A 25,108-nucleotide genomic window follows, 5' to 3' on the forward strand; every position below is an offset into this window, starting at 1 on the left:
GGCAGTTTTGCCTCAGGCTTTTTTCGTTTTTCAGATGAAAATCAAAAACATGTGATATAATTACGGGATGGATTTGAAAATTGGAAAGGATACAGTACTAATGCCGAAAGAAATAAAAGCTGTTTTGTTTGATTTGGACGGAACACTTACAGATACGGAAAAGATTTATCAGGAACAGTGGCCAAAGGCTATGGAACATTTTGGCTATGAGATGACACCTGAAAAGCCGCTGATACTTCGCTCACTTGGCAGTGCATTTGCTACAGAGCAGTTTAGACAGTGGTATGGTGATGATTTTGATTACATTAAGGTGAGAAATTATCGTAGGCAGCTTGTGGAAAACGTTGTGGCTGAGACTGGAATTCCTCTTAAGCCTGGCGCAAAAGAGATTTTGCAATGGCTTAGGGATAATGATATATTTATTGCGCTTGTAACTGCTAATGTAAAAGAAAGAGCAGAGCGATATCTTAAGAAGATTGGTCTTTTTGAGTATTTCAATGCAGTGGTATGTGCAGATATGGTAAAGGTTGGTAAGCCAGCTCCAGATATATATGCATATGCATGTGAGAGCCTTGGTATCAGCCCAGATGAGACTTATGCTGTGGAGGATTCTCCTAATGGATGTATGAGTGCTTACGGGGCAGGCTGTAATGTTATAATGATTCCTGATTTAACTGAGCCAGATGAGGAGCTTAAGGAAAAGCTGTTTGCAAGACTGGATTGTCTTATGGATATAAAAACATTGTTTGAATAGGAGAAAAATATGTCAGAAGCAATTGTTACATTGAAAAAGGGAGAAGGTCGTACAATCAAAGCCGGCGGAGCCTGGATTTTTGATAACGAGATTGATAGTGTAATGGGCTCTTTTGAAAATGGGGACATTGTTGTAGTACATGACTTTGATGGATACATGATGGGACGTGGATTCATCAACACCAATTCAAAGATCAGAGTTCGTATGATGACTCGCAAAAAGGATCAGGTAATTGATGATGACTTTTTATATATGAGAGTGAAGAATGCATGGGAGTATCGTAAATCCGTATTACTTCCAGTGGATTTGAATTGCTGTCGTGTAATATTTGGCGAGGCAGATTTCCTGCCAGGTCTTGTTATTGATAAGTATGATGATGTACTTGTTGTGGAATCACTTGCACTTGGAATCGACAAGCTGAAGCTTAAGATTGTAGATATGCTTAAGGAGATTATGGCTGCAGACGGCTTTAAGATTCGCGGTGTCTACGAGCGAAGCGATGCAAAGGTTCGTGTTAAGGAAGGTCTTGCTCCTTATAAGGGTTTTATCGGTGATGAGTTTGATACAAATGTGGAAATCGTAGAGAACGGTGTTCACTACATGGTAGATGTTGTTAATGGTCAGAAGACTGGATTCTTCTTAGATCAGAAATATAATCGTCTTTCTATCCAACGCCTTTGCAAGGATAAGAGAGTTCTCGATTGCTTTACGCACATGGGTACATTTGCCCTTAATGCTGGTATTGGTGGAGCAGCAGAGGTTACAGGTCTTGATATTTCTGATTTTGCCGTGGCTCAGGCTACCGCAAATGCGAAGCTTAATGGACTTGATTCTACAGTAAAGTTTAAGCAGGCAAATGTTTTAGATGAGCTTCCAAAGCTTGCAGAGGCAGGAGAAAAGTTTGATGTGGTTATCCTCGACCCACCTGCATTTACAAAATCCCGTGAGGCTACAAAGAATGCTATTAAAGGCTATCGTGAGATTAACATGAAGGGCTTGAAGCTTGTTAAGGATGGCGGTTATCTTGCCACTTGCTCATGCTCACACTTCATGACTCAGGATTTATTTATAAAGGTAATCGGTCAGGCTGCACAGGCTGCTCACAAGCGTCTGCGTCAGGTGGAGTTTAGAACACAGGCCCCTGATCACCCAATCCTTTGGGCTGCAGATGAAAGCTATTATCTAAAATTCTTAGTGTTCCAGGTTGTAGATGAAAAATAAAGACATATAATACGGACACAAAAAAGGAGAATAAAGTGAAAAAACATATAGTAATTCTTTTATGCATATCACTTGCTGTAGCAGTATGTGGATGTAAAAAGGAAGATATTGGCACTACAATTAGTAATGTTAAGGAGAGTGTGGAGGAGACAATATCCTCAGATGAAACCACATCAGAACAGCAATATTATTTGGATTGCGACGGAGAAATAGGCTACACAGTAGATGTAGCTTGCAATGAAATCGGTAAATACACCTACAAAGATTATGAGGATGTCTTTAAAGAAATGGGTGTAGATTCCGAGTATGGTGTATCTATAGATGGAATGTACGATGGGATAATTTATTATTACACTACCGATTATTCCGAGGACACTTCAAAAATAAATTTTTATGCAATTGATGCTGCATCAAAGAAGTGGGTCAAGTTTTACTCTATTAGTGGCGAATGGGCTGTGTCGGGACTTGATTATTACAATGGCAAGGTTTATGTAGATATTCGTACATACGAAGATGATAGTCGCCAGGAAGAGCATGTATTTAATGTAGATAAGAATTCTCTTACATTCACAGAAGAAGATTCTGAAATAAATGAGATATTGAAAGGTCTTAATGGTAAGCAGATTTCTCCAGCCAAAATGGGATATTGCTTGCAGCGCAGTTACGATGAGATGGGATATCTTGTGGTGGAGCAGGCAATAGAAGGTGAAGAAACCAAGTGGAGCTATTCAAAATATACAGCTGATGGAATAAGCGAATTTAAGGACCTTCAAAAGTGTCGAAAATATATATGTGGCTATAGCCAAAATTATCTTTATATGAACAATTTCGAGGACGATACGCTGATTTTGGATTGCTACAATATTGAAAATGGCACTATTCATGAAATTCACGGAGAAGATAGTAGGGATAGCTACATAACTTATGAGGATGGCGTTGTATATTACTATGCTACTAATGAAAAACAGTATGGTATGAATGAATATTCAGTTTATCGTCACGACTGCCGCACTGACAGAAACGAAAAGCTATACACAACATCCCACATACCAGGAACTGGAAATGCCAGATTTGGAGTTGATGGATTTAGGTTGATTGGTGGCCAAATTTACGTCTTACAATTCTTTGGTAATGAAGAAAAATGGGCAAGATTTGATGAGGCAAGCAAAACATTTGAGGAGTTAGATTTACCTGTAAAGGAATATACTCCATTTAAATATGGAACTATCAATTATTATTCTAATGCTGAGATATGCTCGGCATGCAGTGCAACTGTTTCCAAAAACTATGTTGAGAACTTTGTATTAGATTCAAAATATTCTGCCCATGCAGATGAGATTAATAAGCTTCTTGCGCCAGGTAATCCAGAAAATGGAGAGATTGTTACAGATGCTTATGCAGATGATTGTGAGTGGCATAACGGTGACGAAAACAGTAGCTGCGAAACCGTAGATGTGTCAATTTATGATGTAAAAATAATTGATGACAGATTCCTAGAGGTTTGTGAATCTGACTATGTGTATGGCGGTGGAGCACACGGTAATCCAGACAGGTCAGAGAGAATATTTGATTTGACTACTGGAGAAGAGCTTGGAATCACAGATTTTTACAGTGGAACAGAAGAAGCATTTAAGACACTTGTAGCAGAAAAAGTTAAGGAAGATTATCAGAAGGACCCTGAAAAGTATTTTGCAGGAAGTGCAGATGAAGCTTATTCAGAGGCTTATGAATCAGCAAGCACTGAATCATCAACTATAATGTGGGAGCAGGATCACGCAGTTTATTATTTCGCTCCTTATATTTTAGGACCATTCGCCTCAGGATTTATTGAGGTGGCCCTTCCTTACACGGAGTTACTTGGAACAAATCATCTAACTAGAATAGCGGAATAAGAGAATAGAAAGCACATTACGGTTTTGTAATGTGCTTTCACTTTTTCTAAACAAATGTGGAGTATGATTCTGACATAGGGAGAGTGGAGGAAGACTATGACTAGAATGATGAAGAGAGCCCTAATCAATTTCTTTTTTAGATTGTTTGTATTTATATTTATTTTTGGATTATATCTGACCAGAAAAGAAATGTTGTTTGAATTCATGACTCATGAGTTTACCTTTGGAATTTCTGAGTATGGAATAAGCCCTCTTCATGCACTGTGGTTTGTATTCATGGTGATGATGATTCAACATATTTTCCCAAACAAAGAGCTGTCCATGGCATACAAAAAAGGGAAGATAGAAGAGTTTGAGGAAGTGCCAGGATATTCAAGATTAGAGCTTTTGGAATTCGTTCAGAATATGAATGTGAAAGCTTGGATAGTAATGTTGACATGGCTCATATTTAACGCAGTATTTGCAGCGCTATACCTTTTTAAAATAATAGATGTGGCTGACATGCTGATGCTGACGGTGTTCTTTTATCTAAGTGATTACCTTTGCATATTATTTTTTTGTCCATTTCAGACAGTCATCATGCACAACAGATGCTGTATCAATTGCCGCATCTACGATTGGGGACATTTTATGATGTTCACACCGATGCTGTTTATAAAAAATTTTTTCTCTTGGAGCCTGTTTTTCACATCACTGATAGTGTTAATCAGATGGGAAGTAAATTATGCCAAGCATCCAGAGCGTTTTTGGTACGGAAGCAATCAGCGGCTACGATGTAGTCAGTGTAAAGAAAAGCTTTGTGTCATAAAGAATAAACTGAAAAAAGAATAAAAAAACAGGGCGCTTTTGGGCGCCCTGCTTTCGTATATGCGATATTAACTTAATTTCATATCTCCACTCTTTACCCAGCCAATTTTCTTGAGCCAGTTGTTGATAGCAGGGCAGATTATAGCAGGAAGTACAAAGCAGATAAGTACGAGACCTACCCAGTCCATTGTAGTGATAGCTGATTTTGTGCCAGCGGCAATATCATTTACCCATCCAGTGTACACACCAATTTGCCCAACAAGTCCACAGGTACCCATTCCTGAAGAAACAGCAGCACCGTTCATTTCCATCTTGAAGATGCAGGTGGCAATAGGTCCAGTGATCGCAGAGCAGAGGATTGGGGCAATCCAAATACGAGGGTTCTTGATGATGTTTGGCATCTGAAGCATTGAGGTACCGATACCCTGTGAAACAAGTCCACCCCATTTATTTTCATTAAAGCTCATTACAGCAAAGCCTACCATCTGTGCACAGCAGCCTGCTACGGCAGCACCACCAGCAAGACCAGTAAGTGAAAGGGCCGCGCATATTGCAGCAGATGAAATAGGAAGCGTAAGGGCAATTCCTACGATTACTGAAACTAGAATACCCATTAGGAATGGCTGCTTTGTTGTAGCCCACATAATAAGTGTACCAACAGAGCTTGCTGCTTTTCCAAGAGCTGGAGCCCACCATGCTGAAAGGTAAATACCCACACCGATTGTGACAAGTGGAGTTATAAGAATATCTATCTTTGTCTCCTTTGAAATAGCTTTACCAATCTCTGCAGAGATAATTGCAACGAACAATACTGCAAGTGGGCCGCCGGCACCACCAAGGGCATTTGCAGCAAATCCAACTGATATAAGTGAGAATAGCACAAGTGGAGGAGCCTGTAGAGCATATCCAATTGCAACAGCCATAGCAGGACCGCTCATTGCCACCGCAAGACCACCAACTGTGTATTCAATTCCGCCAACCGTAGCCACTGGTGTAGTGAGCATAGCAATGTGGAACTGAGCTCCTATTGTATTGATGATTGTACCAATCAAAAGGGAGCAGAATAATCCCTGTGCCATGGCACCAAGAGCATCAATAAGATATCGTTTAACTGATATCTCTATGTTTTTTCTTTTCAAAAATTTTCTCATAATAGAATCTTCTCCTTAAACAAATTACCTTCATATTTTATATGAAAAATTGGATGTTCACAATCTATATTTGATTGTTAGGAATCGAAAGGAAAGCCGCGTATTCACCAGCATGAGGCTTATTCTACAAATGGAAACTACTTTTTGATGATTTAGTTTATTAAAGAATAGTTATATGATATAATTCTTACCGTGGGATTTATATTCAAGGGAGGGAATAATTAGTGAAAAAACGCTATAAAGCAGCCTCTTTGGCAATCGCAGGTGTACTTGCTACTCAGGCACTTATTCCTATGTCTGCGATAGCTGAAGAAGAGGACAATCAGGTATTAGTAGAGGGTGAGGCAACACCTGAGGCAGCTGATACAGCTGAGCGGACAGATGTTGCTGAGCCATCAGATGATACAAATGATAATGAAACTACAGAAGTAACTGTTGATCTTTCTAAAAGTACTGATGACACAGAAGAAACTCTTGTAGAGGAAGAAAAATCAGCAGAAGAGGCACTTGCAGAAGAGGCACTTGCGGAAGAGGCACCTGCAGAAGAGACGCCAGCAGAAGAGACGCCAGCAGAAAAGAGCGAAGAAGATTTACTTGAAGAAGAACTCTTAAATGATGAGGAGCTTGAGCTTCTTGAAGCAAAGGCAGATGAGGATTTCAATGGCGACGGCATCAGCGATTTATACACAAAGATGCTTTGCGAAGGCCAGATTCTCACTGAGACAGGAAAGAAAGTATTTGGAGATTATTCATATCTTCATGTTCAGAGCTCAAACGATTTAGATAGCGACGGTCTGATAAATTGTCAGGAGGTTGTTATTAAGGAAAGAGAAGACGGTTCATTATATGCAATTATGTCTTCAGACCCTTGTAAGGCAGATACTGATAATGACGGTATCAGCGACAACGACGATACAGACAAGTGGCATAGAGGCTTACTTGGCGGTGTTGTTGGGAATGTTAGACTTGTAGCTCGTCATGACGATTCAAAGGATTTCCATGATGGTCATGTTTACATTGTTTACACAAGCTATGTAAATGACAACAAGATTAACATTGATAATCTTTATGGATACTACATCACTAATCCAGATAAGAAAGCTTTGTTAGATGCTGCTTGCGACAGCGAAGACGGTAGCGATAGTGTGGTTTCATGGAGAAGTACACTTGCAGAAATCGAGGAATCAGAGAAGACTGATGCTAATGAAGCCATTAGAAAGGCTGCAGCAGATGGCATGTATGTTGAACAGACACACGCTCATCATGAGGGTGGATATGTTACATTAAACCGTGGCGATTATGTTTCTATCGGAAACTACGGAATGTCTAATGCAAAAGAGTTAATCATTAATGACTACATTCCATACTTAATGACAGAAGGCGAGTTATTCTTTGATCATATTATAAATGAAAAAACTGAGGGTGGAGTTTGGATTAACAGAGAGCTTTACAATCAGAAATATGCATATGACCAGGGACCAAATGAAATTGTTGAGCAAGAAGCTACAGAAGAGCAATTAAATGTTATGCTTAATTACTTCAGCTCTCACAGCTATTTCAACGAGTTTACTCACAACTGCACAACAGTTGCAGCTGGTGCATGGAATGAAGTGTATGGTACAAAGACAGACGAGAATGGTAACAAGGTTAAGACAGAGTATTACGTTAATTCTGGTACACCTATCAAGACTTCATTTGAAAATCCATTCACAAATAACGTTGTAAGCATCGATACACAGATTGATTATCCAGGTGCTGTTAAGAATTCTATTAAGAGCATGAAGGATATTCCAGGATATATTGGAAGCAGAGTGTATGTGGCAGGTAAGAAGGTTACTGATACAATTGCAAAGGTACTTAAGTTTGATATTTCAAAGCTCTTCAAGAAGAAGGATGCATCAAACAGCTCAGCCTCAGATAAGTTTGATGAGTACAGAACAATTTCATCAAATAGTTCATCTGGCTCAGCTAGCTCGTCTAGTTCATTAAGCCATGTTGGTACAGTTGATATTATTACAAGTGTTCCTGGCACAGAGGACTTAGTTGGTGAAGAGGTTGAGGTAATAAATGCAGCATCTTCTTTAAATAAGAAGTCTGTTAAGAAGACAGCTTCTGTTGCTACAGATGATGAGGAGCCAACAGAGGAAACTTCAGAGACAGAAGAAGTTACAGATGATACTTCAGTTGCAGAGGAAGAGATTGTTAAGGGATCAACAGTGGAAGAGGAAATCGAAGACACACCAGTACCTCTTTCTACAGAGAAGAGCAATCCATTATTATGGGTTTGGGCTACTTTGCTTTGCATTATTGCAGCTGGTGGTATTGCAATAGCTATTGTGTTCGTCAAAAAGAAATAATTAACAAAATATTCAATTATTGATAATATAATAGGTAGAGGCTTAGGGATATCAAGTCCTTAAGCCTCTTTTTTAAAATCAAGAAAAAACTGTTGACAAAAACAATTTAATTGCGTACAATTCAATCATAGAAAATAGTTGTACGCAATTTAATCGAGATGTCAATGGAGGTATATAATATGGAAAGGTACGATGTAGCAATAATAGGTACTGGACCAGCAGGTCTTGAGGCAGCTATTACAGCAAAGGTTAGAAATAAGTCAGTTCTTCTTTTAGGAGGAAAGGGCTCATCTGATAAGGTTTCAAAAGCTCACACCATTCAGAATTATCTTGGCTTGCCAGATATTGCTGGTGAGGATATGGCGAAGACATTTTTAGATCACGCCACAAAGATGGGTGTTGAGATTACAGAGGATAAAGTAAACGCAATTTACTCTATGGGACAGTATTTCGCAATTCAGTGCCACAATGGAGATTACGAAGCAAGCACTGTAATTGTTGCGGCTGGAATGACAGCAATGAAGCCATTCCCAGGAGAGATGGAAAATCTTGGCCGTGGCGTCAGCTACTGTGCAACCTGTGATGCAGCTCTTTACAAAGGAAAGACTGCTATTATAGTTGCTTACAGTGCAGAAGATGAGCCAGAGGCAGAATTTTTGGCAGAGAGAGCTGAGAAGGTTTACTATCTTCCACAGTATGAATATGCAGGTTCATTAGGTGGAAATATCGAGGTTACCTTAGATGTTAAGCCTGAATCAATTGAAATGAAGGATGGACAGGCAGTTTTAAATGCCAAGGATTCATCATTTACAGCAAATGGAATATTTATTTTGAGAGAGCAGATTGCTCCATCTCAGCTTGTTCCAGGACTTGAGATGGATGGTAACCATATTAAGGTTGATCGTTCTATGGCTACAAACATCAAAGGATTGTTTGCAGCAGGAGATATTACAGGTGCGCCTTATCAGTACATTAAGTCTGCCGGTGAAGGAAATGTTGCAGCGCTTTCAGCTGTGTCATATCTTAATAGTGTAAAGAACAATTAATTGTGATTGATTAAATTTGAAAGGAGTTTTATTATTATGGTAAAGAAGATTACAACAGATGAGTTTAATTCAATGGATAAGGCAGGAGTTTCAGTCTTAGATTTTAATGCTGTATGGTGTGGCCCATGTAAGATGCTTGGCCCAGTTTTGGAAGAGGTCTCTGAAGAAATGGCTGACGATGCAAAGTTCTACAGCATCGATACTGACGAAAATCCAGATTTAGCAAAAGAATTTGGAATTATGAACATTCCTGCAGTAGTTATTTTAAAGGACGGACAGAAGGTAGACATGAATGTTGGCTTTGTTCCAAAGGATGCCCTTAAGGACTTTGTAACAAAGAATCTTTAAAATTTTCCTTAATTAAGCTCAGAAAAAATTATTAAACAATGAGGTGATAGATAATGGGTGATAAGTATGATTGCTTAAAAATTTCAAATCAATTATGTTTTCCGCTTTATGCCTGTTCAAAGGAGATTGTTAAGAGATATAAGCCATTTCTCGATCCAATCGACCTTACTTACACTCAGTATATTACTATGATGGTAATATGGGAGGAAAAGGAGATTACAGTAAAGGCTCTTGGAGACAAATTATTCCTCGACTCAGGTACATTGACTCCTGTGCTTAAGAAGTTGGAGCAGAAGGGTTATGTTAAGCGTAGCAGATCAAAGGACGATGAGAGAAATCTTATTATTACTTTGACAAAGGATGGAGAGGAATTAAAAAAGCAGGCATCTACGATACCTGCTAAAATGGGCAAATGTGTGTGCTTATCTCCAGAAGAATCTGAGCAGTTATATAAATTGCTTTACAAGATTCTTGATAGTATGGAACATGAATAAGAATCGCTAATCAAAAAAGTTTAAAACATCTACATTTTCACGAGCTTGAGAAATGACATCGTCTACAAATGAGGCGGTGTCATTTTTTATTCTATCCCAATCAATGATAGTGACAGCAGACAAATCTGCATGTGCATTTTCAAAAACATCACCCATGTTTTCTTTAGTTGAAATGGTGCCGTTAATATAGCCTTCTGTAAGAACGGTGCTGTCTTGAGTTACGCTAACATCTGTGGCCTCGAATTTAATGCCATCATCAACATAATTCATTAAGAAATTAAAATCCATAGAATAATTGCTACCTGTATCTGTAATGTAGGTAATGTTATTGGTAAATGAATTAGTGTAATTGGTCTGACCATTACGCTTGATTGTGGCAACGACTCTTTCATTATCAGGAAGAGGAGCAAAAATCTCAATTTTGTTAAAGTTCTTACCAACGATGGAAATGTATGCTCCAGGTGTCTTGTAAGAAAGGTCAAATGTTATCTTTCTGGTGTGATTAAATCTGTCTAGGAAGAGAGAGCATTTTATATCGTGATCTGGAGCATCCATACCTAAAAGCTGCCAGATGAAATCGCCCTCGCCCTTTGGAATGGTGATTCTGAATTCGTTGCTTTCCGTACCATCTTCATCTACGAAGATAACGTCTGTTTTTTCTATCTGAATTTTTTTAACGAACTCATAGATGTTACGTTTGTTCTGGTGGAACCATTCGTGGTTGATATCGTTATTAAGATTTGGCGCAGTTGGAAATAAGTCTGAGCCTGTGTCAAAACCGTAGGAGATACCACCAAGTAGAGGTGCAACAAGATATACAGTCTCATCCTGAGCATATACATCCATTTCCCCTACATCTAAAACGAGTACGTCCAGATTAGATTTGCAAGAGAACTTCTTTTGAGAAGCAGAACGCTGACCCTTGATGCCGCCACTGATTGAATATGGGAATCCCTTTAATTTTTTGATGTAGGCATTTCCAGAGTAATCGATATCTGCATTTGTGTAATTTCTAAACAAATCCTTCAAATCAATATTGTAAGCCAGATAATCTGGGTTATTCAAAGTGCTCTCTGAAAAATGAATAACTGAGGCGAGTATTCTTGCTGAAGGATTATAATTCAGCTCTGCTTTGATGATTATGGCCAGAGCGAGTACCACAACAATTATTATCCCTAATTTTTTCTTTTTCATAAAAAATATTATAGTAATTCTAGTGGAGTATCTGCAATAGACAATGCAATCGAAGTGTCCATCTCAACCAGGTGATTGGCAGCCTGGGATTTCTGATATGCGATGTCATTTTCGGCATACTTTACGCAAGCCTCGTGGTATTTTTCAGTGTTGCCACTTTTCTTGTAAATATCCATGTATAGCTTTGCAGTCTCAAGCTTTAGGTGGTAATTATCAGAGATGGTGGCAGAAGATTCGAGATTCTTGGCTACGGCTTCAGCTCTTTCAAATTCTTTCATACTGCAGAAGGTATCTACCAGTAATTTCAAATCCTCTAAATAATCGTGAATAGTAATGGATGGATCTTTCATAAGACCAGCAAGGTCATCGAGATGGTCATAGACGTACTGATTATCCCCCATCTGATGATGTAAGTTTGCATTCAATATCGTCAAACTAAAATCGTGATAATGCATGTCGTTTTTCGCGGCAATATCACTGGCTCTTCTAAGATATGTTTCAGCGTCACTAAAACGATGAGTCTGTAAGTAGCAATAGGCCAGATTCAGGCAGGCTACTAGATAGGAGTGCGGTTTGTTACTGAAAGAATCTCCATAATCCTCCAAATCCTGCATAGCCATTTTTCCATAGTTAATAGCACTGTCGTAGTCTCCGAGCAACATATATCTGTTACAGATTGTTGCATAGAAGAAATGCTTTGCGCCGCGAATACGGTTTTTATCCAGATAATCAAAGGCATTAAGGCACTTGTAGAGCATTTTTGAATCGTAGCCCATAATTCCATAGGCGATGGCTAAGCCACGGAGAGTCATAATGTAATTCGTGGAGTCGTTTATTTCCTCGTAAATACTCTTAGCCATATTGAGATTGTCTATTCCAAGCTCTATGTTGTTAACATGAATTAAGTGCATTCCTTTTTCATAATATTCTTTTGCTATTTGCTCTGAACTTGCCATAATGACCTCCTGTGAAGAAACCCACAATTCAATATGTTATAAGTATAAGAAAACTTTGTGACAATTTTCGTAAATTGTTGTTTATTCGCAGTCAAAAATTTATACTATATATTGATATTATGTATAAATTTGGGGATTTTTATTATGAAAAAGACGAGTAGTTTTCTATATGGTTTGATTTTAATTGTCGGCTTAGGAATATTTACTTTCGCAATTGGATTGATATTTATCGGAGAATTTACCTTACCAGACGAGAGAACCTACACAGATTTAACAGTTGAAAAATACAGTGATGGTTGGGAGAGAATCCGCTGGGACGGAAGTGCAGAGAGCATTACGCTTCCAGGAAATTATGAGCCAGAAGGCTCCCATGAATTTGTACTACGAAAGAAGCTTGATGTTTGGGATGACAGGGATTGTTTTTTAAGCTTCAATTCTAATAAGCAGGATGTGGATGCTTATATTGGTGATGAATTAAGATATTCGTTTTCTACCAAATCTACCAGAGTATTAGGAAGCAACACACCGGGAACTATGGTATTCATTCCGCTTCATCCATCAGATGAAGGCAAGACAATAAAAATTGTCCTTTCCGGCGATAATAATTATTCCGGAGTATTGGATGAGTTCATAGTAGGTACCCAGGTTGGTATAGTAATGTATGTCTACAATCGTGAGAGATACACATTACTACTTACATTATTCTTATTGGTACTTGGTGTTATAGCATTTATTATTGGTGTTAGTGTAAAAATCGCATACAGAAAAACATTGCCATTGTTCTTTATTGGATGGGCAATGATTTGTGCTTCATTATGGTCATTGGCAGAAACAGACTGCAGGCAATTCTTTGTGCCTAATTTTTCGTTACTGTCCTACATGACATATTTGAGTTTGATAATGTTGCCGTACACGGTGGCACTATATTTTGACCGTCTGCAGGAAGGCAGATACCGAGCTTTATATATGGGACTTGCAGTGCTTGAAGAGTTCAGTGCAGGAATTGCCATTTTGCTTCAGTTCTTCAACGATACAGATTTGAGTGGAATATTGCCGATTGCATTTGTTTCTATTGGATTAACCATGATTACGTATATTGTTACGGTTATTCCTGATATTATTCATGGAAGAGTTAACTCATACTGGCTTGAGTTTATCGGTATTTGTGGTGCGATAATTATGGGTATCATGCAGATGTGCGACTACGCATTTTTGCATCCGACAAAAATTCATTCATTGTATTTAATAATTGGTTTGCTGTTCCTGATAATCATGGCATACTTCCGTGCTTTGAAGGATATCAGAAATACTGAGCGAGAAATGTATGCGGCAGTACAGGCTCAGGAATCCAGCACAGCATTCATGACAAGAATGTCTCATGAAATGCGAACACCTATCAATGCAATTCTTGGAATGAATAAAATGATTCTGAGAGAGAGCAAAGATGAGCACATTTTGGAATATTCAAGAGATGTTAACAGTGCCGGTAATTACTTATTAGGAATTGTTAACGAGGTATTGGATCTTGCAAAGGTTAGTGCTGGAAAGATTGAAATTGTCCCAGAAGACTACGATTTGATGGATATGATTCGAGAATGTTATTCTCTGGCTCGTCCTAGAGCTAAGGCCAGCAGACTTTCGTTCGAGGTAGACATGAGCGATGTCCTGCCAGCAAGACTTCGTGGCGACAGGGAAAGAATCATCCAGATAATAACAAATCTGTTGACCAATGCAGTTAAGTATACACCTGAGGGGCGAATTACTCTTTCTGTTCAGGGCAAGATATCAGAAGGCAAGCTTTTGCTGATTGTAACTGTTACTGATACAGGTATTGGTGTGGCTGAGGAGAATATACCTTATCTTTTCGATACATTTACAAGAGTCGGCGAGTTTAATAAGAAGAGAATTGAAGGTACTGGACTTGGTCTTACAATTACTAAGCAGTTGGTTGATTTGATGGGAGGTACCATTTCCGTTGAATCTGAGCTTGGAAAGGGGTCTTCATTTATAGTAATGATTCCTCAGGAGATTCGCTCAGTGGAACCATGCGGAATGTTTTCAATGGGACCAAATGGAGACCGTCGTGTTGCTGATCGTCATGAAGTATTTGATGTTCTTGGAAGAATTCTCGTTGTTGATGATGTTGCAATTAATCTTCGAGTTTTCTCTGTGCTATTGAGCAACACAGACATTACAGTAGATACAGCTATAAGCGGAACAGAGGCTCTTGAAAAGATTGGAAGAAACAAGTACGACATTATCTTTATTGACCATTTGATGCCTGGCATGGATGGAATTGAGTTGAAGAGACTTATTGATTCCATGGAAGATAATCCTAATAGCAACACACCGCTGGTTATGCAAACCGCAAATGCGGTAGTAGGCGCAAAGGAAGAATACGAGCGATTGGGATTTACCGACTATATCGCCAAGCCAATTAAGGAAGAGGAGTTGCGTAAGCTCATACGTAAGTATATAATTTAAGCATTAATTAAGTGAGCTAGTAATTCTCAAGCTATTAGATTTCTTAAGCGAAGCTTTCTTCAGCTGAGCGTAGAAATACTAATGCTTGTGAATGTAACTAGCGGATTATAAATAGGAGTAAATTAAACCATTGCATTTAATCCAGCTGATTTATTTAAAGTGAAGTCTGCGGCGGAGACATTTAATAGTAATCATCCAAAGCTTGTACCATTTTTCCATGCTATTCAGGGAAAAGCTATGACACCAGGTACAGTAATTGAGATGGCAGTTACTGATCCTAGCGGCGAGCGTGTGGAGACTAATCTTCGTGTCCAAGAGTCAGATATTGAATTGATTCGTCTCTTAATGGAAATCGGAGCTAAAGGATAATCTAAGAATAACAAAAGCCAACCAGTTACGGCTACAAGCCTAATGATTTCTAAGTTCAGCTGAAGAAAGCTTCACTTTAGAAATATTAGAGCTTGTTGCCTACTGGTTGGCTTATTTAAATTCAAAGAATTTCGTATCTAATTCCGGATACGCACGCTTCATGGAAATAGGAATGCCCGCCTTGTTTACAAAGCAGTGCACGGTGCGTGCAACAGCTCTGTCTTCGCCGGTAGCCTTATCGTATATACGATAAGCGATTTCCATTTCATGTCCATCATATGAAATGAGCTTTGTATCTATAATGACAGTTTCATCAAACTTAATGGCGCTTCTGTGTTCAATAGAAGATGAAACTATAGGTGAGCTGATTTCCATGTCTAACATCTGCCTGAATCCAAGTCCCATTTGCTCCATCAAATCCATGCGGGCATCCTCAAGCCAGTTTGCGTAATTGGATGTATGGATAATGCCCTGCTGATCTGTCTCATGATATTTTGTGTGATGCTCAAAAGGGGTAATCTTTATCTGCCTTTTCGCACCAGCAACTTCAATTTCTTGTTTTGCCATAGTTTACCTCCTGATGATATTTCTTCTAAGTGATATTATATCACTAGAATTAAAAATCGATTAAAAAATTTAGTGAAATAAAAGACGTTGAATAGAGATTGTATAAGTGTTAAAATATAAAGAAATTGATAAATTTTTAACGAGCGGAGGTTATTATGGATTTTCAAGCTGAGTATAAGAAGAAACTTACTACAGCAGCAGAGGCTGTAAAGGTAGTAAAGAGCGGTGACTGGGTTGATTACGGTTGGTGCACAGGCACACCTGATGCTTTAGATAAGGCACTTGCAGCCCGCACAGACGAGCTTAAAGATATTAAGGTTCGCGGTGGTATCTTAATGAAGCTTCCAGCAATTTTTGAGCGCGAGGATGCTGGCGAGCACTTTACATGGAATTCATGGCACATGGGTGGTATTGAAAGAAAGCTTATCGCTAGAGGATGCTCTTTCTATGCACCTATCAGATACTCTGAGCTTCCTAGATATTATAGAGAACACATCGAGCCAAACGATGTACTTATGATTCAGACTACAACAATGGACAATCACGGATATTTCAACTTCGGTCCTAATGCATCACATCTTATGGCTGCAGTTGAGAAGTCTAAGCACATCATCGTAGAGGTTAACGAGAACATGCCTCGTTGTCTTGGTGGTTTCGAAGAGGGCGTTCACATTTCTAAGGTTGATGCTATCGTTGAGGGCAGCAATCCAGCTATCGCAGAGATGGGCGCAGGCGGAGCTCCTACAGACGTTGATAAGGCAGTTGCAAAACTTATCGTTGAGGAGATTCCAAACGGTGCTTGCTTACAGCTTGGTATCGGTGGTATGCCTAACACAGTTGGTGCTATGATTGCTGAGTCAGATCTTAAGGATCTTGGTGTTCACACAGAGATGTACGTTGATGCGTTCGTTGACATTGCTAAAGCTGGCAAGATTACTGGTGCTAAGAAGAACATCGACCGCTTCCGTCAGACATATGCTTTCGGTGCTGGTACAAAGAAGATGTACGATTACATGGATGAGAATCCAGAGCTTATGAGTGCACCTGTTGATTATACAAATGACATCCGTCAGATTTCTGCACTTGATAACTTCATTTCTATCAATAACGCTGTTGATGTAGATTTATATGGTCAGATTAATGCTGAGTCTGCTGGAACAAAGCACATTTCAGGAGCAGGCGGACAGCTTGATTTCGTACTTGGCGCTTATCTTTCAAACGGTGGAAAGAGCTTTGTATGTCTTTCATCTACATTTACAACAAAGGATGGTACTGTAAAGAGCCGTATTCGTCCTACTCTTGCAGAAGGTTCTATCGTTACAGATACTCGTGCTAACACACATTACCTTGTTACTGAGTATGGTAAGGTTTGTCTTAAGGGACTTTCAGCTTGGGAGCGTGCAGAGGCTATCATATCTATCGCTCACCCAGATTTCAGAGACGAGCTTATTGCAGAAGCAGAGAAGATGAATATCTGGAGAAGATCTAATAAATAATATAATATAGAAATTACTACGGGCCAGATGGGTTGAAGGACTCATCTGGTCTTTTTTGTTACTTATAATACACATAAGAGTATAACGTTATTGCAAACATAAAATATTCATAAGTAGGACATAAATATAACACAACTACAAAGTAGAATCTCAGAGGTTTTTGTTTTACGGTTTTTACATGTGAGAGGGTTCAATGACAAAAGAAAGAATGTCAAAGATTAAGAAGATTAATAAGATAGATTTGATGAAGATTATTATTAAGGTTTTTATAAAGAATTTGAAATGTACGTTACAACGTATAGATTTTCGAGCGTTGATGCCCCATAAAAAGATTCTACAGCATGCATTTGGTATGCTGGTGATAATGGTAGTTATTGTTAGCCTGGCGTTGCCAAATACTATTGCAGCAGATATTAATGAAACAACACCAGCTAATAAGAGTGTTTTTGCAGTAATGTCTGAGCAGGAAGCATTAGAAGCTTCTATTAGAGAGTTTACCGTTTATGGAATGTACCTGAAGGACAATGAGACAGAAGCGGAAACAGCAGAGGTAATCGTTCCTACAGGGCCAATTTCCAACAACGGTTATCCATATGGAAAAAAGTCGGCAGAGGGCGTGACTCTTTCTATTAAATTAGCTGAGGATATCGCAGATGCAACATATCAGTGGCAGAGCAGTGATGATCAGACTAATTGGTCAAATATAGATGGCGAAACAAGCCAGACATTTGAAAATAAGACTCCTAAGGATGGAAGATGGTACAGATGTGTCATTAATGGCCAGGAGAGCAAGGCGGTCCAGGTGGTTGGACAGTTCAAGTGTGAGGGCACAACTGAGAAGGATTCGTTAGGGCGAATCTGGACTAATCCTCTGATGCCATGGTACATCAGTAATGGTACCGTAGCTTATGGAATTAACGCCGAGGGAACAGTATTTGATGTAGTTGGTCTTTATAACAAGAGTGGCAACACATATATGGTTCAGACTGCTTATTCAGAGGGCTGGAAAATGGTGACATCTTCATCTGATGCACCTGAGGTGAATCATACTGCGGCACAATTGGATGATCTTATTTGCAGCTTTGATGAGACAAATGCTTATGAGTTATATCTAAGCGCTGACTTGGCAGATGGCCAAAGTGCATTTGCGTTTGGATGTGACACCATGCTTGGTAATGATTCCACATCAAGAGCTCATTCAGATTTTGCAGCAATTGAGGTTAACAAGAATCAGGATAATACGGTGGAAAATATTGCCATGGTAGGAGCAGGTTCATCAAGCCAGGCGTTAGGAAGTAATCCTGCATTCATGATTACACCTATTACTTCAGAGGAGCTGGAATTCTGGTTAGGGCAGTATGATGAAAGAAAATATTTCAGCTTTAATTCCGGAACAGGAAACATTACTGTGGACGGAGAATATATTGATAATATAACCACAAAAACACAGGGGATTGACGCAGGAATGACAATGTCATGGTTCAATGTTTCCGATGGTGGAGTGGTTAGCTTTAAGTTTTCGGTTGGCGATGCAGCAAGCATTGGTGTTGCTACAAACGGTGGAAATCTTAATTATATAGCTGAGTTGATTGAGGGACTTAAGCAGGATACAGAGTATATGGTTTCGGCTGAAGGCGATGAGATTGTTTATTCAATAAAATCTAATGCCTTGGGTCATATTACATTAACAGGAGTAGATACAAATGGCAATTATTTCGATTTTACTGGTAAAACTATTAATATTACAAAGAATGATAGCGAGAGTGAAAAAATCACTGTCAATGTAAATTCCCGTCCATATAATATTCAGGATATTCCAGATTCTAATGAAATGATTTCTGTAGGTGATACTTCTATTAATATTAGTATCTCTCTTGGAAGTGTTCAGATGTTTGCTCAGGAATATCGTATCTGTGATGAGAATGGAAAAGAAATAGAAGGCTTTGGCTGGACCAGAGTAACTGGAGATGGAAAACTATCATTCTCAGGGCTGGAGTCTAATACTTCATATGCTATAAAGGCAAGAATATTTGCCACTGAAACCACACCAGCTTCTGTTGGACATGTGGTTTACAAATTTCAAACAAACTAAATAGTTAATAGTAATAAAAGGCTACAAATCTTAGTATTTCTCGTGGGCAGCTGAAAAGCTTTGCCCCTTGATAATAAGATTTTGTAGTCTTTTTTTGATTTAAATGTGACGATAATACCACGGATGAGATACATGGTTACGAAACTCACAATTATTTCAAATTTACAACACAATATAACCACTGAATAAAGTTATAATTCGACTAGTTAATTTAAAAGAGTGAGTAAACTGTAACTTAATTACACTAGCGTAGAATTTTCAGAAAAAAGAGGTATTGAAATATCAAAGTAGTTAGGAACGGAGGTATTAATATGAAGTGGGCAAATATTAGTACTAAACAAATCAATCGATTCATTGCAATGGTTGTTGCTTTCGCCATGGTTTTTACAATGGGCTTTGGAACACCACTAGCTATTGCAGAAAACGGTGGTACAGAGAGCATTATTACTAACATTGCATCTCTCAGCGATGATGTTGCAGTTCAGCATCTTCCTGTTGGCGCGTCCGAAAGTGACGTGAATTTCCCAAGTACAATCGATGCAACTTTAGAGACCTATAAGGACGTATTGGTAGAGGTTATTCCTGAGGAGAAGCTTCAGGAAATTGAAGAAGTATCCGAAGAAATCGAGGAAACAGAGGAAGAAATAGAAGAAGCTATAGAGGAAGAGACAGAGGTTCCTTCAGATGCAGCAAATCCTGAAGCTGAGATTGATACAGACGTTCCAGAAGCTGACACTGTTGTAGAAGAAGCTACAACAGAAGATAGTATAGCAGAAGATAGTATAGCAGAAGATAACACAGCAGTTGATACAGCAATTGAATCTACTGAGACTCCTGTAGAAAATCCAGAGGCACAATCAGTGGAAGCAGTATCAGAGCCAGCTGCTGTAGAAAGTGCTCCTGTAGCTGAATCAGCACCAGCATCAGAACCAGTATCAGAGCCAGCATCAGAGCCAGTTGATCCTGTTGCTTTAATTATTGATACATTATTCCCAGCTATTACAGCTAAGGCAGCAGAAGCAGGAGTATTTGCAGAGGTTGCAGCTACAACAGCTGAGGTTATTTCTGGTGAGACAGAAGCAACAGAAGAAGAGGTAATTGAAGCCCAGCCTACTTATGTAGTAGAGACAATTACTACTTCTGCAGATATTACTCTTACAGATATTACATGGACTCTGGATGAATCTAAGAGTACAGCACCAGCATTCGATTCAAATATCGAGGGTGCAACATATGTTTATACAGCAAATATATCAACTGAGTTCGCTATTAATGCTGCTATTCCTACAATCACAGTAATTATTGGTGAAAAAGCAGCAGAAGTTGAGTTTGAGCAGAGCACAGTTGTTGATGGTGTCGTGATAACTGTTAAGGCAGATAAGGGTGTGTTCCCAGAAAGAGCAACTTTATCAGCAAGACGTGCTACAGCAGAGGAAACAGTAGTTGCAGAGGAAGCTGTAGAAAACGAGAGAGAATCAGAAAATGTAGCTGCTTCATATACCTTTGATATTAAGGTTTTGGATGCTTTAGGAAATGAAATCCAGCCTGATAACACAAAGGGAACTGTAAAGGTTTCATTTACTCTTGAAGAAGTAAAGAATACAGCGCTAGAAGCTGATGTTTATCATATTACTGATGCAAACCCACAGGCACCAGTGGCTGAAAAACTGGAGACAGAAAGTGTTAATGCTACAGTAGAAGCAGAAACAACAGGTTTCTCATTCTATACAGTAGAGTTTACATATAATGGATTACAGTACGTGATGGATGGTGATACTTACGTTTTATTATCTGAAATCCTTGATTGTTTAGAGATAAGCGGAAATGTAGTTTCTGCTGTAAGCTCAAATGAAGAGTTATTCTACGCTCGTAAATATGTATACGAAGAAGAAAATCAGGCAACAGGAGCTGGTGGACTTAAGGAAAGCGAAGATGGTCAGTGGTATTTAGTATCTGTAAATCCATTTTCAACTGAGGAAACACTTATCATCACAATGGATGATGGAAATGAATATATCATAACAGTTACTGATAGCCAGGAAGAGGTTGGAGCACATAGCTATGCTAGTGATAATGGTGATGTTTTCCTAGGTGGAAATTATATTGAAGTTGGTGTTGCAAAAACAGGCTCCTTTGGTACAGCGGGAGCTTCTGATGAAACATTCCATCCTACAGTAGGACATAAATATGATAAGCAAATTGGTCTTAGTGTAAATGGAAATGGTTTTGCATCAGGACAGGCAGCTACTACAGGAGACTTTTTCCTTCCAGGTACACCAGAGGAAAGATATATTCTTTCATATTACTATGATGGAAAACCAGTAAATAATTGTAATGCTGAAAGAAATGATGCGTCATGGGATAATCCACAGCAGTCACCTACAACACTTGATAAGTCGGTTGTTTCAGAGGGAAAATTAAAATCTGTTACAACTGGTGTAACACGTGAAGGTGTTAAAATGACAATGACGATATCATTTGATAAAAATGATTTATGTTACATAACAGAGGTACTTATTGAGAATAATACTGGTAAGGATATTGAAAACGTAAGATGGGTTCGTTCATTTGATCCTGACCAGGATCTAGAAGTAAGTGGCACATTTCACACATATAACAAAGTAATTAGTAATCCTAGAAGTGACGAGGCATATACAGCTGATCAGTGTGCGATGGTTGTTTCAAAGGGCGCAATTACAAAGGAAGCGTTTTTCTTTGCAGCTTTTGACTCAAGAGCAAGAGCATCAAGAGGTGTATCATTTTCACCTTCTAGTGCATACCTAGATGATCTTTGGGTGGCAAGCGACAAATCTGTGCCTAAGGTACCTACATCCGATGCATATGGAACAAGTAAGACAGATACTACAGGTTACACTTATGAAGATGATGCTATAGCAATTACATTTGACTGTGGCACACTTAAAGCAGGAGAATCTACTACTCTTTCTTATTACTCAAGTCTTGATCCTGATGTTGCTAATACATTCAGCAAGATTTCTACAGTAAAGGGTGGTGTAAATTACCTTAATAACAGTATTGAAGGACTTGATAATGACACAAGATATAAAATTACAGTAGATACTGAAGAAGATACTGAAGTAGCTTATATTATAACATCTGATGGAAATGGACGTATCAAGCTTGAGGATGAAAATAATCCAAAGGAAGCTGGAGGACCTTATTCATTTATAGGAAAAAGCCTTCATATCACAATGGCAGAAGAAGAGAGTGATACATTAGATGTCACAGTGATGGACAGACCAGTGGCAACAGGTCTTGACATTACAGGTACATTAGATACAGACACAACAAATAAGCCTTCAGGCTTAGGTAAAGATTTTGTTATTACTACAGCTGATTCTATTACCCTACATGTAGACCAGGCTGATACTGCAAAGATGCTTCAGAATTATCGTATTTACGATGAAGATGGCAACGAGATAGACGGAAGAGAGTGGTTAAAGCTTGATAATACAGGAAAAGTTGTTTTTGAAGACCTTGAAGGAAATACTGGATATATCATCAAGACAATGGTTCCAGCAACAAAGAATACTCCAGCATCAGAACCAATTAATGGAATATCTGTAACTACTATGGATACAGTAGAAGTCGCAAATATTCACAACATCGTAAAAGACTATGATGGACGTTCTCTTGTATGTACACCAGATATTAATCCTGCAGATGCTACTGTAACTTATAGCATAGATTATGATTCAGAGTATTCCAATAACGCTCTTGCAATGGTGAAAGACGTTGGAACATATACCGTATACTATAAGGCTTCTAAGCCTGGATACAGAACAACCTATGGCAGCTTTACAGTTGAAATTAACAAGGCTAATAGATATGACAATAATCAGGGCACATTCGACGAGAAGCTTATGCTTATCCCAGAGAAATGTGAAGATGCTGTAGTTTCACTGGAAAAGTATTTAGCTGATTTATCAGAAGATGATGTAGTAACTCTTGTAACAGAAGGTGATGACGAAAATAATATCGCTGTAAATACAGGCATGACTGGAACTATTACTGATAAGATACTGACTTATAGCTATCCAGGAAGTGAAGAAGGAACAGCTGGTGATTTAGTTTTAAGAGTTGATAGTGCAAACTATAATCCATACACAATTATAATTCCTGTTGAAGCAAAGGATGTTATCCAGATTGATTTACCAGAGAATAACGAGACTACAGCAGAATATGATGGAAAGCCACATAGCTATCCACTTACAACAGATGATAAGTTTGCAGTAGTTAAGTACAGCACAACACCTGATGGTGAGCTTTCAACAACAGCTCCTAGCTTTACTGAGCCAGGTGAGTATACAGTATATTACTCAATTGAAAGACCTGGTATTTCACCAAAGACAGGTAGCTACACAGTAAAGATTGAAAAGCCGGTTGAACCAGTTCAGCAGGACAATACTGAAACAAAGCGAAATTATCCTCCAGTAGCTTCTATTCTCAAGGTAGAAGAGCCTGTAGAGGAGGCAAATGAAGAAAAGACAGAAAGCTATAAGCCTGATGACTCTATAGTTAAGGAGCTTATTCCTGAATTAACAGAGACAGAAGAAGCTACAACAGATATTGAAGATACTCTTGGCAAAGGAAAGATTATTGACAAGGGCGATATCTGGGGCGATATGACAGAAGAAACAAAGGGTAAGCTTCTCGAAAAGCTTGAAGCTTCAGGTGGTGAAATTATTAAGACAGCTAATCCTTTTGATTCTATAACAACAGCAAAGGCAGAGCTTAAGGCAGAGGAAAAGGAAGGAAAATTAGCCGAAGACAGGGTTCCTGTTAAGGAGACACCAATCGCACTTGTAATGGGCGAAGGTGCAGTAGTTGTTACACTTGAGCTTTCAGACAATACAAAGGCTAATGCAGGTCTTGCAGATGCAAAGGCAGTTGCAAAATCTATTCTTACAGAAGAGCAGTATGCAGCAGTTGCAGCAGGAAGCATCCTTGAAATCAAGGTTGAGCTTACACCTCTTGAGGAGGAAGCAATTCCTGAATTAGACCGCCAGGTTATCGATGATGGAGTGACTGAATATACAGAGCAGATACCAAATCTTGCAATGGCAGATTACATTGATATCAGTATGTTTATGAGAATAGATGACAGCGATTGGAACCAGCTTACAGAGGTTGACCCTATTGATATCGTAATCGATATTCCTGAAACTCATAAGGGCTTATCAGACACCTACTACATTATGAGAGCTCACGAAGGTGTCAGCACATTGCTTGAGGATAAGGATAATGATTCAGACACAATCACTATTTCTACAGGACAGTTCTCAACATATGCACTTATGTATGATGAGCCACAGGTGGCAGTAAAGGCTGATTTCACATCTACAGCTACAGCATGCAAGCTTTGTCACAAGTGCCCAACATTATTTGGTATTTGTTATTATGTATGGCTTGCAATGGTTGCAGCAGCAGGTATTTCATTAGTACTTTACAAGTCATCAAGAAAACAGGAAGAGGAATAAAAAGATTATCAGAGCCTAATATTTCATATATCAATACCTCACAAGGCACCTCCCGAAAGGGAGCATTCCTGTTAGGGTAAAAATATCAGGTTTGTAAAAAATGAGTGCCTCTCATAGAATAATGATTGTTAACTTGCCGGTTAATAAAAATCATTGTTCAAAGGAGACACCCACAAATGAATTGTAAGCAGAATGAGAGAATCAATCAAGTAAAAGAATCAACTTTGGTAGTTGGAATTGATATAGGAAGTACTACACATTATGCCAGAGCCTTTGATTGGAGAGGCATTGAACTAGGTAAAGTTTTTAAGTTTAGCAACAGTCGAGAAGGTTTTGATAGCTTCAAGAATTGGATGCAGTGGTTACTAAATAAAAACAA

General features: G+C 38.8%; 17 protein-coding genes and 1 pseudogene. 14 read left to right on the forward strand and 4 right to left on the reverse strand.

Going from position 1 to position 25,108, the window contains the following annotated elements:
• Nucleotides 1-100: 100 nt before the first annotated feature.
• The 4 genes from BUA88_RS01710 (at nucleotide 101) to BUA88_RS01725 (ending at nucleotide 4,698) form a co-directional block, all read left to right on the forward strand.
• Nucleotides 101-754 (forward strand): HAD family hydrolase, encoded by a 654-nt coding sequence (locus BUA88_RS01710; RefSeq protein ID WP_072911783.1) that lies wholly within the window; start codon nucleotides 101-103, stop codon nucleotides 752-754.
• Nucleotides 755-763: 9 nt separating this feature from the next.
• Nucleotides 764-1,975 (forward strand): class I SAM-dependent rRNA methyltransferase, encoded by a 1,212-nt coding sequence (locus BUA88_RS01715; RefSeq protein ID WP_072911640.1) that lies wholly within the window; start codon nucleotides 764-766, stop codon nucleotides 1,973-1,975.
• Between the two features lie 35 nt (nucleotides 1,976-2,010).
• The gene (locus BUA88_RS01720; protein ID WP_072911645.1) at nucleotides 2,011-3,867 is read left to right on the forward strand and encodes an RsiV family protein; all 1,857 of its coding nucleotides are present in this window, start codon (nucleotides 2,011-2,013) and stop codon (nucleotides 3,865-3,867) included.
• A gap of 96 nt (nucleotides 3,868-3,963) precedes the next feature.
• Nucleotides 3,964-4,698, forward strand: a complete 735-nt coding sequence (locus BUA88_RS01725) for a hypothetical protein (protein ID WP_072911650.1) — start codon at nucleotides 3,964-3,966, stop codon at nucleotides 4,696-4,698.
• Between the two features lie 44 nt (nucleotides 4,699-4,742).
• Here BUA88_RS01725 and BUA88_RS01730 read toward each other — a convergent pair whose 3' ends face one another.
• Complete coding sequence (locus BUA88_RS01730; protein ID WP_072911654.1) at nucleotides 4,743-5,825, reverse strand: PTS sugar transporter subunit IIC; 1,083 nt, start codon at nucleotides 5,823-5,825, stop codon at nucleotides 4,743-4,745.
• Between the two features lie 224 nt (nucleotides 5,826-6,049).
• Between BUA88_RS01730 and BUA88_RS16290 the strand changes: the two genes are divergently transcribed.
• The 4 genes from BUA88_RS16290 (at nucleotide 6,050) to BUA88_RS01750 (ending at nucleotide 10,070) form a co-directional block, all read left to right on the forward strand.
• On the forward strand, nucleotides 6,050-8,182 hold the full coding sequence (locus BUA88_RS16290) for a hypothetical protein (protein WP_072911659.1): 2,133 nt from the start codon (nucleotides 6,050-6,052) through the stop codon (nucleotides 8,180-8,182).
• 179 nt (nucleotides 8,183-8,361) lie between these two features.
• On the forward strand, nucleotides 8,362-9,228 hold the full coding sequence (locus BUA88_RS01740) for an NAD(P)/FAD-dependent oxidoreductase (RefSeq protein WP_072911664.1): 867 nt from the start codon (nucleotides 8,362-8,364) through the stop codon (nucleotides 9,226-9,228).
• Between the two features lie 36 nt (nucleotides 9,229-9,264).
• Nucleotides 9,265-9,576 (forward strand): thioredoxin, encoded by a 312-nt coding sequence (trxA, locus tag BUA88_RS01745; RefSeq protein ID WP_028246539.1) that lies wholly within the window; start codon nucleotides 9,265-9,267, stop codon nucleotides 9,574-9,576.
• Between the two features lie 53 nt (nucleotides 9,577-9,629).
• Nucleotides 9,630-10,070, forward strand: a complete 441-nt coding sequence (locus BUA88_RS01750) for a MarR family winged helix-turn-helix transcriptional regulator (protein WP_072911669.1) — start codon at nucleotides 9,630-9,632, stop codon at nucleotides 10,068-10,070.
• Between the two features lie 6 nt (nucleotides 10,071-10,076).
• On the opposite strand, the gene BUA88_RS01755 is transcribed toward BUA88_RS01750, so the two are convergent.
• Complete coding sequence (locus tag BUA88_RS01755; RefSeq protein ID WP_072911673.1) at nucleotides 10,077-11,264, reverse strand: hypothetical protein; 1,188 nt, start codon at nucleotides 11,262-11,264, stop codon at nucleotides 10,077-10,079.
• An 8-nt stretch (nucleotides 11,265-11,272) separates the two neighbouring features.
• The gene (locus BUA88_RS01760; protein WP_072911678.1) at nucleotides 11,273-12,220 is read right to left on the reverse strand and encodes a tetratricopeptide repeat protein; all 948 of its coding nucleotides are present in this window, start codon (nucleotides 12,218-12,220) and stop codon (nucleotides 11,273-11,275) included.
• A gap of 144 nt (nucleotides 12,221-12,364) precedes the next feature.
• Here BUA88_RS01760 and BUA88_RS01765 point away from each other — a divergent pair, with 144 nt between their 5' ends.
• Together BUA88_RS01765 and BUA88_RS01770 are read left to right on the forward strand one after the other, a co-directional pair.
• On the forward strand, nucleotides 12,365-14,704 hold the full coding sequence (locus BUA88_RS01765; protein ID WP_072911683.1) for an ATP-binding response regulator: 2,340 nt from the start codon (nucleotides 12,365-12,367) through the stop codon (nucleotides 14,702-14,704).
• A gap of 159 nt (nucleotides 14,705-14,863) precedes the next feature.
• Nucleotides 14,864-15,073 carry a hypothetical protein gene (locus tag BUA88_RS01770; protein WP_083572342.1) on the forward strand — a complete coding sequence of 70 codons (210 nt, stop codon included), beginning with the start codon at nucleotides 14,864-14,866 and terminating at the stop codon, nucleotides 15,071-15,073.
• Nucleotides 15,074-15,184: 111 nt separating this feature from the next.
• Here the strand turns inward: BUA88_RS01770 and BUA88_RS01775 are convergent, their stop codons facing one another.
• A complete protein-coding gene (locus tag BUA88_RS01775; protein ID WP_072911690.1) occupies nucleotides 15,185-15,640 on the reverse strand; it encodes an acyl-CoA thioesterase in 456 nt (151 codons plus the stop codon).
• Nucleotides 15,641-15,795: 155 nt separating this feature from the next.
• Between BUA88_RS01775 and BUA88_RS01780 the strand changes: the two genes are divergently transcribed.
• The 4 genes and pseudogenes from BUA88_RS01780 to BUA88_RS01795 form a co-directional block, all read left to right on the forward strand.
• A complete protein-coding gene (locus BUA88_RS01780) occupies nucleotides 15,796-17,136 on the forward strand; it encodes a butyryl-CoA:acetate CoA-transferase (RefSeq protein ID WP_072911695.1) in 1,341 nt (446 codons plus the stop codon).
• Nucleotides 17,137-17,329: 193 nt separating this feature from the next.
• Entirely contained in the window at nucleotides 17,330-19,228 is a 1,899-nt protein-coding gene (locus BUA88_RS01785; protein WP_072911700.1) for a hypothetical protein, read from the forward strand.
• A gap of 311 nt (nucleotides 19,229-19,539) precedes the next feature.
• The gene (locus tag BUA88_RS01790) at nucleotides 19,540-24,729 is read left to right on the forward strand and encodes a prolipoprotein diacylglyceryl transferase (protein WP_072911704.1); all 5,190 of its coding nucleotides are present in this window, start codon (nucleotides 19,540-19,542) and stop codon (nucleotides 24,727-24,729) included.
• A gap of 176 nt (nucleotides 24,730-24,905) precedes the next feature.
• A pseudogene (locus BUA88_RS01795) lies at nucleotides 24,906-25,108 on the forward strand (IS110 family transposase); the annotation flags it as partial.

Origin of the sequence: Pseudobutyrivibrio xylanivorans DSM 14809, from assembly GCF_900141825.1 — a bacterium.
Lineage (GTDB): Bacteria > Bacillota > Clostridia > Lachnospirales > Lachnospiraceae > Pseudobutyrivibrio > Pseudobutyrivibrio xylanivorans.

Coding starts and splice junctions, on each gene's coding strand:
- BUA88_RS01710 (WP_072911783.1), top strand. CDS start 101: ATGCCGAAAGAAATAAAAGCTGTTTTGTTTGATTTGGACGGAACACTT.
- BUA88_RS01715 (WP_072911640.1), top strand. CDS start 764: ATGTCAGAAGCAATTGTTACATTGAAAAAGGGAGAAGGTCGTACAATC.
- BUA88_RS01725 (WP_072911650.1), top strand. CDS start 3,964: ATGACTAGAATGATGAAGAGAGCCCTAATCAATTTCTTTTTTAGATTG.
- BUA88_RS01730 (WP_072911654.1), bottom strand. CDS start 5,825: ATGAGAAAATTTTTGAAAAGAAAAAACATAGAGATATCAGTTAAACGA.
- BUA88_RS01740 (WP_072911664.1), top strand. CDS start 8,362: ATGGAAAGGTACGATGTAGCAATAATAGGTACTGGACCAGCAGGTCTT.
- trxA (WP_028246539.1), top strand. CDS start 9,265: ATGGTAAAGAAGATTACAACAGATGAGTTTAATTCAATGGATAAGGCA.
- BUA88_RS01750 (WP_072911669.1), top strand. CDS start 9,630: ATGGGTGATAAGTATGATTGCTTAAAAATTTCAAATCAATTATGTTTT.
- BUA88_RS01755 (WP_072911673.1), bottom strand. CDS start 11,264: ATGAAAAAGAAAAAATTAGGGATAATAATTGTTGTGGTACTCGCTCTG.
- BUA88_RS01760 (WP_072911678.1), bottom strand. CDS start 12,220: ATGGCAAGTTCAGAGCAAATAGCAAAAGAATATTATGAAAAAGGAATG.
- BUA88_RS01765 (WP_072911683.1), top strand. CDS start 12,365: ATGAAAAAGACGAGTAGTTTTCTATATGGTTTGATTTTAATTGTCGGC.
- BUA88_RS01775 (WP_072911690.1), bottom strand. CDS start 15,640: ATGGCAAAACAAGAAATTGAAGTTGCTGGTGCGAAAAGGCAGATAAAG.
- BUA88_RS01780 (WP_072911695.1), top strand. CDS start 15,796: ATGGATTTTCAAGCTGAGTATAAGAAGAAACTTACTACAGCAGCAGAG.
- BUA88_RS01785 (WP_072911700.1), top strand. CDS start 17,330: ATGACAAAAGAAAGAATGTCAAAGATTAAGAAGATTAATAAGATAGAT.
- BUA88_RS01790 (WP_072911704.1), top strand. CDS start 19,540: ATGAAGTGGGCAAATATTAGTACTAAACAAATCAATCGATTCATTGCA.